The sequence below is a fragment of the Streptomyces sp. YIM 121038 genome, assembly GCF_006088715.1.
Classification (GTDB): Bacteria; Actinomycetota; Actinomycetes; order Streptomycetales; family Streptomycetaceae; genus Streptomyces.
In genome coordinates, this window is sequence record NZ_CP030771.1 from 4,736,970 (window position 1) to 4,751,726 (window position 14,757).

Annotated in this window: 17 protein-coding genes and 1 tRNA gene; 15 read left to right on the top strand and 3 right to left on the bottom strand. The window is 72.0% G+C overall.

All coding sequences use genetic code 11. The features are described 5' to 3' along the window. Nucleotides 1–147: 147 nt before the first annotated feature. Together C9F11_RS19915 and C9F11_RS19920 are read left to right on the top strand one after the other, a co-directional pair. Nucleotides 148–1,038 (top strand): LysR family transcriptional regulator, encoded by an 891-nt coding sequence (locus C9F11_RS19915; protein WP_138960556.1) that lies wholly within the window; start codon nt 148–150, stop codon nt 1,036–1,038. A gap of 41 nt (nt 1,039–1,079) precedes the next feature. Next, nucleotides 1,080–1,673 carry an HhH-GPD-type base excision DNA repair protein gene (locus C9F11_RS19920; RefSeq protein WP_138960557.1) on the top strand — a complete coding sequence of 198 codons (594 nt, stop codon included), beginning with the start codon at nt 1,080–1,082 and terminating at the stop codon, nt 1,671–1,673. A 13-nt stretch (nt 1,674–1,686) separates the two neighbouring features. Here the strand turns inward: C9F11_RS19920 and C9F11_RS19925 are convergent, their stop codons facing one another. After that, on the bottom strand, nt 1,687–3,198 hold the full coding sequence (locus C9F11_RS19925; RefSeq protein WP_249402202.1) for a helicase HerA-like domain-containing protein: 1,512 nt from the start codon (nt 3,196–3,198) through the stop codon (nt 1,687–1,689). 309 nt (nt 3,199–3,507) lie between these two features. On the opposite strand from C9F11_RS19925, the gene C9F11_RS19930 reads away from it, so the two are divergent. Then, nucleotides 3,508–3,804 (top strand): type II toxin-antitoxin system VapB family antitoxin, encoded by a 297-nt coding sequence (locus C9F11_RS19930; RefSeq protein ID WP_003955420.1) that lies wholly within the window; start codon nt 3,508–3,510, stop codon nt 3,802–3,804. 122 nt (nt 3,805–3,926) lie between these two features. Next, the gene (locus C9F11_RS19935; RefSeq protein ID WP_138960558.1) at nt 3,927–4,583 is read left to right on the top strand and encodes a LytR C-terminal domain-containing protein; all 657 of its coding nucleotides are present in this window, start codon (nt 3,927–3,929) and stop codon (nt 4,581–4,583) included. A 33-nt stretch (nt 4,584–4,616) separates the two neighbouring features. Here C9F11_RS19935 and upp read toward each other — a convergent pair whose 3' ends face one another. Next, nucleotides 4,617–5,252 carry a uracil phosphoribosyltransferase gene (gene upp / locus C9F11_RS19940; protein WP_138960559.1) on the bottom strand — a complete coding sequence of 212 codons (636 nt, stop codon included), beginning with the start codon at nt 5,250–5,252 and terminating at the stop codon, nt 4,617–4,619. Between the two features lie 140 nt (nt 5,253–5,392). On the opposite strand from upp, the gene C9F11_RS47430 reads away from it, so the two are divergent. From C9F11_RS47430 to C9F11_RS48675, 9 genes are all read left to right on the top strand, one after another. Continuing rightward, on the top strand, nt 5,393–5,560 hold the full coding sequence (locus C9F11_RS47430) for a hypothetical protein (protein WP_171075797.1): 168 nt from the start codon (nt 5,393–5,395) through the stop codon (nt 5,558–5,560). 192 nt (nt 5,561–5,752) lie between these two features. Beyond that, complete coding sequence (locus C9F11_RS19945) at nt 5,753–6,298, top strand: hypothetical protein (RefSeq protein ID WP_138966745.1); 546 nt, start codon at nt 5,753–5,755, stop codon at nt 6,296–6,298. Between the two features lie 103 nt (nt 6,299–6,401). Continuing rightward, a complete protein-coding gene (gene tadA, locus C9F11_RS19950; RefSeq protein WP_138966747.1) occupies nt 6,402–6,833 on the top strand; it encodes a tRNA adenosine(34) deaminase TadA in 432 nt (143 codons plus the stop codon). 92 nt (nt 6,834–6,925) lie between these two features. Continuing rightward, nucleotides 6,926–7,010 (top strand) — tRNA-Ser (locus C9F11_RS19955). A gap of 507 nt (nt 7,011–7,517) precedes the next feature. After that, nucleotides 7,518–7,697, top strand: coding sequence for a hypothetical protein (locus C9F11_RS19960; protein WP_030677182.1), 180 nt, complete (start codon nt 7,518–7,520; stop codon nt 7,695–7,697). Nucleotides 7,698–7,706: 9 nt separating this feature from the next. After that, the gene (locus C9F11_RS19965) at nt 7,707–8,000 is read left to right on the top strand and encodes a Dabb family protein (RefSeq protein WP_138960560.1); all 294 of its coding nucleotides are present in this window, start codon (nt 7,707–7,709) and stop codon (nt 7,998–8,000) included. A gap of 252 nt (nt 8,001–8,252) precedes the next feature. Beyond that, nucleotides 8,253–9,080 (top strand): RNA polymerase sigma factor SigF, encoded by an 828-nt coding sequence (locus tag C9F11_RS19970; RefSeq protein WP_138960561.1) that lies wholly within the window; start codon nt 8,253–8,255, stop codon nt 9,078–9,080. A gap of 242 nt (nt 9,081–9,322) precedes the next feature. Continuing rightward, the gene (locus tag C9F11_RS19975) at nt 9,323–10,240 is read left to right on the top strand and encodes an RNA polymerase sigma factor SigF (protein ID WP_138960562.1); all 918 of its coding nucleotides are present in this window, start codon (nt 9,323–9,325) and stop codon (nt 10,238–10,240) included. A gap of 808 nt (nt 10,241–11,048) precedes the next feature. Then, nucleotides 11,049–11,291, top strand: coding sequence for a hypothetical protein (locus C9F11_RS48675; protein WP_249401797.1), 243 nt, complete (start codon nt 11,049–11,051; stop codon nt 11,289–11,291). Here C9F11_RS48675 and C9F11_RS19985 read toward each other — a convergent pair whose 3' ends face one another. Then, nucleotides 11,292–11,501: a hypothetical protein gene (locus C9F11_RS19985; protein ID WP_030677166.1), complete on the bottom strand. Its 210-nt coding sequence runs from the start codon at nt 11,499–11,501 to the stop codon at nt 11,292–11,294. A 173-nt stretch (nt 11,502–11,674) separates the two neighbouring features. Here C9F11_RS19985 and C9F11_RS19990 point away from each other — a divergent pair, with 173 nt between their 5' ends. Together C9F11_RS19990 and C9F11_RS19995 are read left to right on the top strand one after the other, a co-directional pair. Then, nucleotides 11,675–12,148 carry a MarR family transcriptional regulator gene (locus tag C9F11_RS19990; RefSeq protein WP_138960564.1) on the top strand — a complete coding sequence of 158 codons (474 nt, stop codon included), beginning with the start codon at nt 11,675–11,677 and terminating at the stop codon, nt 12,146–12,148. A gap of 20 nt (nt 12,149–12,168) precedes the next feature. Then, nucleotides 12,169–14,700, top strand: coding sequence for an MFS transporter (locus C9F11_RS19995; RefSeq protein WP_138960565.1), 2,532 nt, complete (start codon nt 12,169–12,171; stop codon nt 14,698–14,700). Nucleotides 14,701–14,757: the final 57 nt, after the last annotated feature.

The following is a 14,757-nucleotide window of genomic DNA, read 5'->3' on the forward strand; positions in this document are numbered from 1 at the left end:
GCTCCAGAGTCAGAGAGGGGCTCGGGGGGTACGTCGACGGTGCCCCGACCCGACCCGTAAGACAAGCGAAAAGATATGGAGCCAGAATTAAGCAGGGCTACATTCGGGGCGTACGCTGGGCGCATGCTCGACATGCGGCGCATGTAGATCCTGAGGTCGGTCGTCAGCAGCGGCTCGGTCACCGCGGCGGCCCGGAACCTGGGCTACACGCCCTCGGCGGTCAGCCAGCAGATGGCGGCCCTGGAGAAGGAGGCGGGCGTCGCCCTCCTCGAACGGACCGGGCGCGGCGTGCGGCCCACGGACGCCGGGCGGCTGCTCGCGGACTGCGCGGCGGCACTCGGGCGGCACGTCGCCGAGGCGGAGACCGCGCTCGCCGACCTGCGGTCCGGGCGCACGGGGCGGATCTCGGTGCGGTACTTCGCCACGGCGGGCGCCCGCCTCGTCGCGCCCTCCCTCGCCCTGCTGCGGCGGGAGCACCCGGGCGTGCACACGGAGCTGCGGCTCGACGAGGACCCGCTACCGGAGGTGAAGGCGGGCCGCGTGGACCTGGCGCTCGTGGTGCGGCGCCATGACGCGCCCCCGGTGGACGGCGTCCGCTTCGTCCACCTCCTCGACGACCGCTACCGCGCGGTGCTCCCGGCGGGCCACCGCCTGGCCGGGCGTGCCGTGCTCGACCTCGCCGAGCTCGCGGGGGAGCCCTGGGTGGGCAGCGAGCTGCCGGGCCCCTGTCTGGACGCCGTGCTCGACGCGTGCGCGGCGGCGGGCTTCACCCCGGACTCCGTCGTGGACAGCGGCGACTACGCGACGGCCCGGGGCTTCGCGGCGGCGGGCGTGGGCGTGACCCTGGTGCCGGGCCTCGGCCTGGCCGGGGTCCCGGACGACGCCGGGGACGTCGTCGTACGCGACGTCACCCGCCCCCGGCCGACGCGCTCGATCTGGGCGGCCGTCCGCGCGACGGCCCCGGAGGGCCCGGTCCTCCGGGCGTTCCTCGGGGCCCTGCGCACGACGGCGGCCGACACGACCGGCGCCGCCGCCTAGCCCGGCCTGCGTGCGGGGCCCGGCCGGGGGATGATCGGCCCATGGACAAGGACGTCACCCTGCACCTCGCCCAGGAGGCCGAGGCCGACGCGCTGCTGAGCCGCAGCCCGCTGGCCGCGCTCGTCGGGATGCTCCTGGACCAGCAGGTCCCCATGGAGTGGGCGTTCGCGGGCCCGTACACGATCGCCCGGCGGATGGGCGCGGACGACCTCGACGCGCACGACATCGCCGCGTACGACCCGGAGGCGTTCGCCGCGCTCCTGGCCACGAAGCCGGCCGTGCACCGCTACCCCGGCTCGATGGCGGGGCGCGTGCAGAAGCTGTGCCAGTACCTGGTCGAGCACTACGACGGGGACGCCGCCGGGATCTGGCGGGACGCGGGCAGCGGCAAGGAGCTCCTGGGCCGCCTCACCGACCTGCCCGGCTTCGGCAAGCAGAAGGCCCAGATCTTCCTGGCCCTGCTCGGCAAGCAGCTCGGCGTGCGCCCCACCGGCTGGCGGGCGGCCGCGGGGGCCTACGGCGAGGCCGGGTCCTACCGCTCGGCGGCGGACATCACGGGCCCGGAGACGCTGCACAGGGTCCGCGCCTACAAGCAGGAGCAGAAGGCGGCGGCCAAGCGGGCCGCGTCGACGTAGCCGCCCGGCCGGATCAGCGCCGCCGCCGGGCCGTCCCGAAGACCGAGCGGGAGATCTCCCGGCCCAGCTGCGTGCCCACGGACCGCAGCAGCGACTTGAACATGCCGCTGCCGACCACCTGGTCCACGACCGAGCCCCCGCCACCGCTCCCGCCCTTGCCCTTGGCGGCCTTGGGCGGCTCCGCGGGGGCAGCGGCGGCAGCGGCCGCCGACTCCTCCTGGAGGCGTTCGTACGCGGAGTGGCGGTCCACGGCCTCCGCGTACCGGGAGTAGAGCTGCGAGCCCCGCACCGCCTGCTCCAGGTCCGCGGCCCGCACCGGCCCCATCAGGGACTGCGGCGCCCGCAGCCGCGTCGCCGCGACCGGCGTCGGGGCGCCCTTCTCGCTCAGGACGGTGACCACGGCCTCGCCGGTGCCCATGCCGGTGAGGGTCTCCTCCAGGTCGTACGCCGAGGTGGGGAAGGTCCGCACGGTCGCCTTGAGGGCCTTCTGGTCCTCGGGCGTGAAGGCGCGCAGCGCGTGCTGGACACGGTTGCCGAGCTGGGCGAGCACGTCGGCGGGCACGTCCTTGGGCGTCTGGGTGACGAAGAAGACGCCGACGCCCTTGGAGCGGATGAGCCGCACGGTCTGGGTGATCGACTCCAGGAACGCCTTGGACGCCCCGCTGAACAGCAGATGCGCCTCGTCGAAGAAGAAGACGAGCTTGGGCCGGTCCAGATCACCGACCTCCGGGAGGTCGTGGTACAGGTCCGCGAGCAGCCACATCAGGAACGTCGAGAAGAGCGCGGGCTTGTCCTGGACGGCGGGCAGCTCCAGGACCGACACCAGGCCCTGCCCGTCCCCGGCCACCCGCAGGAACTCGCTCGTGTCGAACTCCGGCTCCCCGAAGAAGTCGCCCATGCCCTGCGCCTCGAACGTGGTGAGCGCCCGCAGGATGACCCCGGCCGTGGCGGTCGACAGGCCGCCGATGGTCTTCAGCTCCGCCTTGCCCTCGGGCGAGGTGAGGAAGGTGACGACCGCCCGCAGGTCCTTGAGGTCGACCAGTTCGAGGCCCTTCTGGTCGGCGTAGTGGAAGATCAGGCCGAGGGACTGCTCCTGGGTCTGGTTGAGCTGGAGGACCTTCGCCATGAGCAGCGGGCCGAAGCTGGTCACGGTGGCCCGCACGGGGATGCCCGTACCGATGCCGCCGAGCGCGTAGAACTCGCTGGTGAAGCCGCGCGGTGCCCACTCCTGGCCGACCTCGCGGGCCCGTGCGGCGACCTTCTCGCCCGGCTCGCCGGGCGCGGAGACGCCCGAGACGTCGCCCTTGACGTCGGCGAGGAAGACCGGCACGCCCTGCGCCGCGAGCTGCTCGGCGACGAGCTGGAGGGTCTTGGTCTTGCCGGTACCGGTGGCCCCGGCGACGAGCCCGTGCCGGTTGAGCATCGCCAGCGGGATGCGCACCTGTGCGTCCGGGTGGCACCGGCCCTCCCACAGGACGGCCCCGAGGTCGAGCGCGGGCCCCTGGAAGGCGTACCCGGCGGCGATCTCCGTGACCTCGGCGACCTCGGCGACCTCGGGTGCCGCGGGGGCTTCGGGGGCTTCGGGTGCCCCGGCAGCCTCGGGAGGCGCTGCGGCCTCGGGGGGCGGCTGCGCGCCCGGGGACACCCCGGGCACGGACTCGTTCGGGCGGTTTCCGCCGTCGGGTGTGGACGGCGTCGGTCGGCTGTCGCTCACTTCGAACCCCGCTCCCGACTGGAGAGTTCCCGCTTTGCCCTGGTTTCGGACGGCATTTCCCAGGGTCGCACTCGGCCGCCATGGCTGCGCCCGGAGAGCCTTGACCGGTAGGCTTTCCGTGTGATCTTCAAGCGCATCGGAAACGGCCGGCCGTACCCCGACCACGGCCGGGAAAGCACCCGGCAGTGGGCGGACGTCGCGCCGCGCCCGGTCCGCCTCGATCAGCTCGTGACGACCAAGGGCCAGCTCGACCTGGAGACCCTGCTCGCCGAGGACTCCACGTTCTACGGCGACCTCTTCGCCCACGTGGTCAAGTGGCAGGGCGACCTGTATCTGGAGGACGGCCTGCACCGCGCGGTCCGCGCCGCGCTCCAGCAGCGCCAGGTCCTCCACGCCCGCGTCCTCGAACTGGGCTGACGCCACCCCCGGAGCGCCCCCGCGCCAGGGCCCAATTCCGCGTTGGCCCTTTCGGGTTGGACTGCGCGTCCGATAATGATCATTTAGTAGGCATCGTGCCCCGTCGGCACTACGCTGCGCCCATGAGCATGCTCACTCCCCCCGGCATGGGCGGCAAGTACCGCATCACGGGGGACAAGTATCCGCGAATGCGCCGCCCGAGCGGCCGCCGCAGGATCGTGCTCGCGGCCGTCGCGGCCCTCGCCGCGTTCGGCCTCATCGGCTGGGGCACCCTGCAGCTCGTCGACGTCTTCACGGGCGGCGACGAGGCGTCCGCCGCGGCCCCCGCCAAGGACTGCGCGGAGAAACAGCCGGAGCGGAAGACCGCGGCGAGGAAGGCCGGGCCGCTGCCCGAGCCCCGCCGCGTCACCGTGAACGTCTTCAACGCCACGCCCCGCGAGGGCCTCGCCAAGAAGACCGCCGACGACCTGAAGAAGCGCGGCTTCACCGTCGCCAAGTTCGCCAACGCCACCAAGGCGTACGACAAGAAGGTCAAGGGCCCCGGGATAGTGCTCGGCCCCCGGTCCGCCCTGGACACCGCGCTGCCGGTGCTCGCCACGCAGCTCACCGGCGCGGAGAAGCGCACCGACGGCCGCAAGGGCGGCACGGTCGACCTGATCCTCGGCGCCGGGTTCAAGGGCCTGGCGAAGGAGAAGGACGCCGCCGAGGCCCTGGCGGCACTCGCCAAGCCCTCACCGGCGCCCTCCGGGCCGTCGTCGGGCGACGGCAAGAACTGCTGAGCGCACACCGCCGCGCGGCGGTACGACGACCTGTTACTCGGCCGTCCCGTACATCCGGTCCCCGGCGTCGCCGAGGCCCGGGACGATGTACCCGCTGTCGTTCAGGTGCTCGTCCACCGCGGCCGTGACCACGGTCACCGGCGTCCCCGCCAGCTCGCGCTCCATGACCTCGACGCCCTCGGGGGCGGCGAGGAGCACCACGGCCGTCACGTCGTCCGCGCCGCGCTTGATGAGCTCCTGGATCGCCGCGACCAGGGTGCCGCCGGTGGCGAGCATCGGGTCGAGGACGTACACCTGGCGGCCGGACAGGTCCTCCGGCATGCGGGTCGCGTACGTGGACGCCTGGAGCGTCTCCTCGTTGCGGATCATGCCGAGGAAGCCGACCTCGGCGGTGGGCAGCAGGCGCACCATGCCGTCGAGCATGCCGAGCCCGGCCCGCAGGATCGGCACCACCAGGGGACGCGGGTACGACAGCTTCACGCCGGTCGTCGCGACGACCGGGGTCTCGATGTCGACCTGCTCGGTGCGCACGTCCCGGGTGGCCTCGTACGCGAGCAGGGTGACCAGCTCGTCGGCCAGGCGCCGGAAGGTCGGGGAGTCGGTGCGCTTGTCGCGCAGCGTGGTGAGTTTGTGCGCCACCAGCGGGTGGTCGACGACGTGGATCCGCATTGTTCAACAGTAACCGGGCGAAGCGCCCCCTCCGTCCCCCGCGGGCCGCACCTGCCCACCGTGGCCCTCCCCGTCCCTCCGTTGGCATCAACCCGGCTCCCCGGGGGAAGGTGGACGTACGGACCGGGGTGGTGTGGCCGATGCCCGACAGGGAAGCGCGCGAGACCGACGCGGAGCGCCGCAGGCGCCGTGCCCAGTTCCTGCACGAACTGGCCGAGGCGCGCGAGCTGCGGGCCCGGGTGACGCCGCGCCGCGCACGGGCGGCCCGGCTGCGACAGGCGATGCGCATGCGCACGTTCCGCTGGTAGCCGCCGGGGGCCACGACGGCGAAACGGCATGTGATTCGCAACGCGACGCGGACACAGCGGCCGGAAGACCTCTCCTGAAGCCGTTGTTTCTGCCACGATTCCGAGTGGGCGGGGCTCGGCACAGCATTTCCCGCCCCCGACGTCCGCCGGGGGGATCCCCAACCGGCGCCTATGAACAGTGGGAGAGTCACGGTGTACTTCGCCGCACTGCTCGCGCGCACCGAAGACGGGTGGGAAGCGAGCGACACGGAGCTCGACGATGTGGAGACCCTGTCGGATCTGACCGACCTGGCCCGTGAGGCCGCCGCCGAGGCGGGCGGCGCCGACGACGAAACAGTGCTCGTCTTCATCGAGCAGGAAGACGCGTGGTTCGGCGTCGTCCGCGTGGACGGCGAGGACGACCCGCGCATCTACGTCTCGGACGCGGCCGCCGCCGCCCGCAGCGCCTACGGCGAGATCCTGCTCACCGACGAGATGCTGGGGCGCGATCCGGACGACGGCGCGGACGACCTGGACGCGCTGGACCTCGACGGCACGGAGGACGGCGAGGACGCGTCCGGCGACGACGAGACCGACGGCGGGGCCGAGGCCGTGCCCGCGGGACCGCTCGGCGACCGGGACATCCTGAGCGACCTCGGCGTATCGGAGAAGGAGCTGCTCGCCCTGGAGAGCGGGGACGCCCTCAACGAGATCGCCGACGTCCTGGGCGCCGCGGAGGTGCTCGAAGCGGTCCGCTGACCACGTCCCGCGCGACCCGCCCCGGGTGATCCGTAAGGTTCGTCGTGTGGCTCCTCGTGTGAACGCTCTCCCCGATCCCGTACGGGACCGCTGGCAGGCGCCGATGCGGCTCGCCCTGGACGAGGCCGCACGGGCCGTCCGGGGCGGTGACGTACCCGTCGGCGCCGTCGTGCTGTCCCCGGACGGCGAGACGGTGCTCGCGCGCGGCCACAACGAACGCGAGGCGGTCGGCGACCCCACCGCGCACGCGGAGGTCCTCGCGCTGCGCCGGGCCGCCGCCGCGCTCGGCTCCTGGCGGCTGCCCGGCTGCACCCTCGTCGTCACCCTGGAGCCGTGCGTGATGTGCGCGGGCGCGCTCGTGCAGTCCCGCGTGGACCGGGTCGTGTACGGCGCCCGCGACGAGAAGGCGGGTGCCGCGGGCTCCCTGTGGGACCTCGTGCGCGACCGGCGGCTCAACCACCGCCCCGAGGTCGTCGAGGGCGTCCTCGCCGACGACTGCGCACAGCTGCTCACCGCCTTCTTCCGGGGGCGGTAGCGGGCCCCTTCCCGGCGCGGACTCCGGGCCGGCCGAGGTCTGGCCGGGAACGGATTTCAGCGCAGGGCCCACCTTGGGCTAGGATCTCTCTCGGTAGCGTGTCCGAGCGGCCGAAGGAGCTCGCCTCGAAAGCGAGTGTGGCGCAAGTCACCGAGGGTTCAAATCCCTCCGCTACCGCTCTTCAGCACGAAGGGCCCCGTCCTTGAGGACGGGGCCCTTCGTCGTTGTTTTGCGCGTTGCTCGCCGTGATGCGCGTTGCTCGCCGCGGTGTGTGCTGTTTGCCGCGGTGTGTGCTGTTCGTCGGGGTCCGCGTTGTTCGCCGGGGTGCACCACCCCGCACGCGCGGAGAAAGGCCGGGGGAAGCGGCACGGGGGGACAGCCGCTCCCCCCGATGAGGTCCGGCTCTCTCAAGTCCGCGCCGCCACCGGGGGAAAGGGCGGCGCGGACCCCGCAGTGGAGGCCGGTCCCGGGCCCGTGGATTCCTGCCAGATCCCGCGGGCTCCCCTCCATCCTCCGCCGGGCACCACCGCGACGCCGCAGGCGAAGGGCCCATGGGCGGGGGGTCATTGGTCCTTAAAAACCCGGTGAGTTAGCGCCGCGTTAGACTCGCCCGGCAACAGGCGGCAGCGGCCAGGACAGAGGGCGACGGGGGCGTGGAATGGGCGGAAACGGGGAGGGCACAGCGTGAAGGACCCAAAGAAGCTCATTCTCTTCGTCCTTGTGGTGTTCGTCCTGTACGTGATCATCACCGATCCGGCCAAGGCCGCCGACTACGTACAGGTCGGCTTCGAGGGCATCTCGGACGCCGCCAAGGCCATCGGCGACTTCATGACATGGGTCGCCAACGGGGGCAAGGACGACTAGGAGCACCTGATGATCCGCCATCTGGTCCTGTTCAAGCTGAACGACGGCGTCGAGCGCGACGACCCGCGCGTCGCCGCGGGCGTGAAGGCCTTCGAGGAGCTCGGCGGCCTCATCCCGGAGCTGGCGTTCTGGGAGTGCGCCTGGAACATCTCCGACCGGCCCATCGCCTACGACTACGCCATCAACTCCGCCGTCGCCGACCCCGACGCGCTCCGGCGCTACCTGGAGCACCCGGCCCACCAGGCGGGCGTCGCGCTCTGGCGCGAGTTCGCGACCTGGGTCATCGCCGACTACGAGTTCTGAGCACGCGCCACCGCCTCTGAGCACGCGCCACCGCGCGCTCCGACAAGCCCCTTCGGGCTTCTGCGCGACCGCCCGGGCGGCCCCGCACCTCAACGGTGCGGGGCCGCTTGCGTTTCCCGGTGCCGCACCCCGCCCCGCCGCCCTCAACACGGAGTTATGGGGTGCTTGCACACAGTGCACATGTCTTGTGATGCTATGACCGCTTTTGACGGATGAGTTGACCAAGCTGATCGAGTCGACCGGTTCGAAGGGGTGGCGTTGACGTTGCCGGCCAGTTCTGCGCCCGAAGCGCCGCCCGCGAAGGGGCCCACGAGCACCCGGGGCGCCGATACGCGGGCCCTCACCCAGGTCCTGTTCGCCCAGCTCAAGGAGCTCGAACCGGGCACCCCCGCGCACGCCCGCGTGCGCGCCGCGCTCATCGAGGCCAACCTGCCGCTCGTGCGGTACGCGGCCGCGCGCTTCCGCAGCCGCAGCGAGCCGATGGAGGACGTCGTCCAGGTCGGCACCATCGGGCTCATCAACGCCATCGACCGGTTCGACCCGGACCGGGGCGTCCAGTTCCCCACGTTCGCCATGCCGACCGTCGTGGGCGAGATCAAGCGCTACTTCCGCGACAACGTACGCACGGTGCACGTGCCGCGGCGCCTGCACGAGCTGTGGGTGCAGGTCACCGGGGCCACGGAGGATCTGACCACGTCCTTCGGGCGCTCCCCGACCACCGCCGAGATCGCCGAGCGGCTGCGGATCGGCGAGGACGAGGTCCTCGCCTGCATCGAGGCCGGGCGCTCGTACCACGCGACGTCCCTGGAGGCCGCGCAGGAGGGCGACGGGCTTCCGGGGCTCCTCGACCGGCTCGGGTACGAGGACCCGGCCCTGGACGGCGTCGAGCACCGCGATCTCGTACGGCATCTGCTCGTGCAGCTGCCCGAGCGCGAGCAGCGCATTCTGCTGCTGCGGTACTACAGTAATCTGACCCAGTCTCAGATCAGTGCCGAATTGGGCGTCTCCCAGATGCATGTGTCAAGACTGTTGGCCAGAAGCTTCGCGCGACTGCGATCCGCAAATCGGATCGAGGCGTAACCTTATCGGGTGGAGCGGTCTTTTCGCCGTTGCCGACGGGGAGTTGGGCGAAATCGGCCGAGACCCTCTCTCTCCTGCAGGTACGTCACCCTCACTTGTCGACAAGTCACTACAGCGTGTTGCCGACATGTGACATTCTGCTGGAACCGCGTTTGCCGCAGCTCCGGCTCCGGTATTCAGGTGGAGGCTGCGTTCCTTCGGTGGGCGCAGGCCGCGACCGTCCGCGACCTCAAGGGGGTGGCATGTCCGCAGACCAGGGCAGCTCGAAGGTGCTCACGCTCACGCTCGAAGGCCGCGAGAGCGCGTCCGCGCCCGACGCGCTTCAGGGTTCCGAGGCCACTCCTGCGGCCGCCCCTCCGACAGCCGTGCCGGAGGCCGCCGTCCCGGCGGCGCCCGAGGCCATTGATACCCGGACCCTGTCCCGCTCCCTCTTCCTGCGGCTCGCCGCGCTCGATCAGGACAGTCCCGAGCGCGCGTACGTCAGAGACACCCTCATCGAGCTCAACCTGCCGCTCGTGCGGTACGCGGCCGCGCGCTTCCGCAGCCGGAACGAGCCGATGGAGGACATCGTCCAGGTCGGCACCATCGGGCTGATCAAGGCCATCGACCGGTTCGACTGCGAGCGCGGGGTTGAGTTCCCCACGTTCGCGATGCCCACCGTGGTCGGGGAGATCAAGCGGTTCTTCCGGGACACGAGTTGGTCGGTGCGGGTGCCCCGGCGGCTCCAGGAGCTGCGGCTCGCGCTCACCAAGGCCAGTGACGACCTCGCGCAGCGGCTCGACCGGTCGCCGACCGTGCCCGAGCTCGCGGCCGTGCTCGGCGTCTCCGAGGAGGACGTCGTCGACGGCCTCGCGGTGGGGAACGCGTACACCGCCTCCTCGCTCGACTCCCCCGCGCCCGAGGACGACGGCGGCGAGGGGTCGCTCGCGGACCGGCTCGGGTATGAGGACACCGCCCTGGAGGGCGTGGAGTACCGGGAGTCGCTGAAGCCGCTGCTTGCGAAGCTGCCGCCGCGGGAGCGGCGGATCATCATGCTCCGGTTCTTTGCCAACATGACGCAGTCGCAGATCGGCGAGGAGGTCGGGATCTCTCAGATGCATGTGTCCCGGCTGCTCACCCGGACCCTTGCACAGCTCCGCGAAGGGCTCATCTCCGACTGAGGGTCGCCCTTGCCGTCGGCTGGTGTTCGTCCTTGCCGTCGGCTGGTGTTCGTCCTTGCCGTCGGCTGGTGTTCGTCCTTGCCGTCGGCTGGTGTTCGTCCTTGCCGTCGGCCGGCGTTGTCCGGCGCCCTGCGCCCGTTGGGCGGCGGGGCCCCGCCGGTATGTCCGTCCTCGCCGTCTTGTGCGCGGGGTGGACTCCCGCGCGGGGCAGTGCCGTTGCTGTGCTCCGGGCGGACATACCGGCGCGTCCCCTCGCGTCTCGTCGGCGGCCGTCCCCCGGTGGGTTCCACTGTTCGGCGATTGGTGCCCGCGGGTTCCTAATTGACGGGGTGTCAGTCACACTTGCGCGATGCGTCGGAGACTCGTGGGTTTTCCGGTTGTTGTGGTGTGTCTGGGGTTCGTCGTCTCGTGTGGGGGTGGGGCGCGGGGCGGATACGTTGCCTCTGGTGCTTCTCCCTCCGCCAAAGCCGTCGCGCCGCGCGGCGGCGTTTCCTTCGAGGCTCTCGATCGGCCTCGGGAGCGTCCTTCGCCGTCCTTCCCGAAGACGCGTTCTTCCGGTGGGTCTTCGGGGAGTTCCTCGCCCTCCCACGGCGAGCGTTCGCCGCGTGTGAAGGACTCGCGTGCGCCTGCGCCTGTTGTGTCCGGTTCGCCGTCCGCGCCCCGGCCTTCCTCCTCCCCCTCCGGAGGAAGCGGGGGCGAGCCCGGGCGGCCCGGGGCCTCTCACGGTTCGCCGGGGCCGGTCAGGCCTGCCCTGCTGAAGGTGGGGGCGCCCGTGCGGGAGGCAGGGGCGCGGCGGTGGTGTGAGGACGTGACGCTGGTGCTGCGGAACACCGGTGGAGCGGCCGTGCGGTCGGGGACCGTGGAGTTCGGGACGCACATCATCGGGGCGCTCGGGGTCGACTGGGGGAGCGTTGAGTCGACGGTGAAGATGCCCGCGCCCATACGGGGCGGGCAGAGCGTCAGGAAGACTTGGCCGGTTTGTGTCGACGCGTGGCGTGTTCCCTGGGGGATGCACGTGGAGACGCGCGACGTGGACGTGGACTGGCGGTAGTTACTTCAGGGCCAGCCAGGCCACGGCCGCGACGATGACGATCGCCGCCACGACGCCGACGATCAGGCCGATGCGCGGGCCCGCGGGCGCCTGCTGCGGGCGGGAGCGGCCCTGCGGGGGCTCGTCGACGAAGGCGCGGAACATCTGCGTGGAGCCTGCGGGGTCGTGCTGGCCCTCGGGACCCTGCGGGGCATGGGGGTTGTGTGCCATGGGGCAGGACCCTAGCGAATCCTGGGTGGTCCGCCCAACCCCCCTCTGACCGGGGACTTTACAGAGGGGGGTACTGGGCTTTGCCAGGGTTTTAGGGGGCTGGGGCCGATTTTGTTTGCCTGTGGCAACCAACTGCTTTTATCGTTGCCCTAAGCAACGAAAGCGAGGGTGCCGTGGCCGCTCAGCGTCAGTACGAGGAGCTGGCCCGCCAACTCAGCGCCATCGGCGCCGTCAAACGCGACCTCGCCCGGATCCTGCCGCACGACTGCCCGGCGGGCTCGGCGGCCGTCCTGACCCTGCTGAGCCGCTACGGCGAGATGCGGATGGGCCGGCTCGCGGAGCTGCTCGCCGTCGACATGTCGGTGACCAGTCGGCACGTGGCGCACGTCGCGGAGCGGGGCTGGATCGACCGCTTCCCCGACCCCGCCGACAAGCGCTCGCGCATCCTGCGCCTCACCCCCGCCGGTGAGCGGCAGCTGGAAGTGCTCTCCGCGTGCACGTCCCGGCTGCTCGCCGAGCGGCTCGGCGACTGGTCCGACGACGAAGTCGGCCTGCTCATCGCGTTGATGGCCCGGCTCCGTGACAGCTTCGGGGACTGCAGGTCCGCCGCGCCGCGCGTCGCGGCACCCACCCGTACACCCGCGTGAGAACCAGGAGAAGGAACCCCATGGCAACATCCACACCGTCCGGTGTGCGGGGCAGCCATGCCAAGCACGGGGGGCATCCGCACGACAGTGCGCCGATGACCCACCGCCAGATCATGGAGGCTCTCTCCGGCCTGCTGCTCGGCATGTTCGTCGCGATCCTGTCGTCGACGATCGTCTCCAACGCCCTGCCCGAGATCATCGGCGACCTCGGTGGCGGGCAGTCCGCCTACACCTGGGTCGTCACCGCCGCCCTGCTGTCCATGACGGCCAGCACCCCCCTGTGGGGCAAGCTGTCCGATCTGTTCAGCAAGAAGGCGCTCGTCCAGATCGCTCTTGTCATTTATGTCCTTGGGTCCGTCGTCGCCGGGCTCTCGCAGAACGCGGGCATGCTCATCGCCTGCCGCGTGGTGCAGGGCATCGGCGTCGGCGGTCTGTCCGCGCTCGCCCAGATCGTCATGGCCGCGATGATCGCCCCGCGCGAGCGCGGGCGCTACTCCGGCTATCTGGGCGCCACCTTCGCCGTCGCCACCGTCGGCGGGCCGCTGCTCGGCGGCGTCATCACCGACACCTCCTGGCTCGGCTGGCGCTGGTGCTTCTACGTGGGCGTGCCGTTCGCCGTCATCGCTCTCGTGGTCCTTCAGAAGACCCTGAAGCTGCCCGTCGTGAAGCGGGACGTGAAGGTCGACTGGGGCGGTGCCCTGCTCATCTCGGGCGCCGTGTCCCTGCTGCTCGTCTGGATCACCTTCGCGGGCAGCGGCGCCGGCAAGAAGTACGAGTGGCTGTCGTGGCAGACGTACACGATGGTCGGCGGCGCGGTCCTGCTCGGGCTGCTGTTCCTGCTCGTGGAGTCGCGGGCCAGCGAGCCGATCATCCCGCTGCGGCTCTTCCGGAACCGGACCATCACGCTCGCCTCGGCGGCCTCGCTGTTCGTGGGTGTCGCGATGTTCACCGGCACCGTGTTCTTCAGCCAGTACTTCCAGCTGGCCCGGGGCGAGTCGCCGACCATGTCGGGCGTGCTGACCATCCCGATGATCGCTGGGCTGTTCGTCTCCTCGACCGTGTCGGGGCAGCTCATCACCAAGACCGGGAAGTGGAAGGCCTGGCTGGTGAGCGGTGGCGTGCTGCTGACCGCCGGGCTCGGCCTCCTCGGCACCATGCGCTACGACACCCCGTACTGGCACATCGCCGTCTACATGGCCCTGATGGGCCTCGGCATCGGCATGATGATGCAGAACCTGGTGCTGTGCACGCAGAACCAGGTGGCCCCGGAGGACATCGGCGCCGCGAGTTCGGTCGTCACGTTCTTCCGCTCGCTCGGCGGGGCCATGGGGGTGTCCGCGCTCGGTGCCGTGATGTCCACGCGGATCACCGACTACGTGAAGGACGGCATCGCCGATCTCGGCCCCCAGGGCGCCGCGTTCGGGCACGGCGGGACCGCCGGTGGCGGGATCCCCGATCTGGACAAGCTGCCCGCGCCGTTCCGCACCGTCATGGAGAGCGCGTACGGGCACGGCATCGCCGACGTCTTCCTGATCGCGGCGCCCATCGCCTTCGTCGCCTTCCTGATCACCCTGTTCATCAAGGAGGTTCCGCTGCGGTCCGCCGCGGCCGCGGCCGTGGAGTCCGCTCCGGCCACTCCGGCCGCCGGTTCCGCTCCGGCCGCCGGTTCCGCTCCGCAGGCTCCGGTCGCCGTCGAGGAGCCCGTGCTCGCCGCCGTCGCCGCTGCCGCGGAGGGCGAGCCCGCCGTCCGGGCCTCCGCCGCCGCGCCGTCGGCCGTTCCCACGGCCGGGGGCGGGATTCCGGTACGCGGCTTCGTGCGCGGCGCCGAGAGCGCGCCCGTGCCCGGCTCCGCGGTCACCCTGATCTCGCTCGGCGGGCAGCAGGTCGGCCGCTCGGTGGCGCGGGCCGACGGCTCGTACGCCGTGGACGCGCCCGGCGCCGGGTCGTACGTGCTCATCGCGGCCGCCGACGGGTTCCAGCCGCAGGCCTCCACCGTCGTGGTCGGCGACGAGCCGCTCGCGTACGACGTGCTCCTGAGCGGGACCAGCGGGCTCAGCGGCGTCGTGCGGACCGCCGAGGGCAAGCAGCCGCTGCCCGGCGCGCTGGTCGTCGTGACCGATGTGCGGGGCGACGTCCTCGCCACCGGGGCCTGTGACGAGCAGGGCGCGTTCGCCTTCGGCGAGCTCGTGCCGGGGACCGTCACCGTCGCCGTGAACGCGCCCGGGCACCGGCCGGTGGCCCTGCCCGTCGAGGTCGCCGCCGTGGGCGTCACCCGGGTCGAGGCCGAACTGCGGCCCGGCGCACGGGTGCTCGGCACCGTGCGGGCCGCCGGAGAGCCGCTCGCCGACGCGCGGGTCACCCTCGTGGACGCGGCGGGCAACGTCGTGGCGAGCGCGACCACCGGGACGGACGGGGCGTACGCCTTCACCGACCTGGACGGCGGCGAGTACACCGTGATCGCCGCCGGATACCCGCCGGTGGCCACCGCCCTCGTCGTCGCCGGGGACGGCGTCGACGGGCACGAGATCGAGCTCGCCCACCCGGGCGAGTGACCGACCCCGGTCCGGGGCGGTGCCGGCACCCAATGGCAGGGGACGGCCAGCCGGCAC

Excerpts from the sequence above, each read along its gene's own strand:
- C9F11_RS19975 (WP_138960562.1), top strand. The coding sequence starts at position 9,323 with ATGTCCGCAGACCAGGGCAGCTCGAAGGTGCTCACGCTCACGCTCGAA.
- C9F11_RS19935 (WP_138960558.1), top strand. The coding sequence starts at position 3,927 with ATGAGCATGCTCACTCCCCCCGGCATGGGCGGCAAGTACCGCATCACG.
- C9F11_RS47430 (WP_171075797.1), top strand. The coding sequence starts at position 5,393 with ATGCCCGACAGGGAAGCGCGCGAGACCGACGCGGAGCGCCGCAGGCGC.
- C9F11_RS19965 (WP_138960560.1), top strand. The coding sequence starts at position 7,707 with ATGATCCGCCATCTGGTCCTGTTCAAGCTGAACGACGGCGTCGAGCGC.
- C9F11_RS19985 (WP_030677166.1), bottom strand. The coding sequence starts at position 11,501 with ATGGCACACAACCCCCATGCCCCGCAGGGTCCCGAGGGCCAGCACGAC.
- C9F11_RS19995 (WP_138960565.1), top strand. The coding sequence starts at position 12,169 with ATGGCAACATCCACACCGTCCGGTGTGCGGGGCAGCCATGCCAAGCAC.
- C9F11_RS19920 (WP_138960557.1), top strand. The coding sequence starts at position 1,080 with ATGGACAAGGACGTCACCCTGCACCTCGCCCAGGAGGCCGAGGCCGAC.
- tadA (WP_138966747.1), top strand. The coding sequence starts at position 6,402 with ATGCGGCTCGCCCTGGACGAGGCCGCACGGGCCGTCCGGGGCGGTGAC.
- upp (WP_138960559.1), bottom strand. The coding sequence starts at position 5,252 with ATGCGGATCCACGTCGTCGACCACCCGCTGGTGGCGCACAAACTCACC.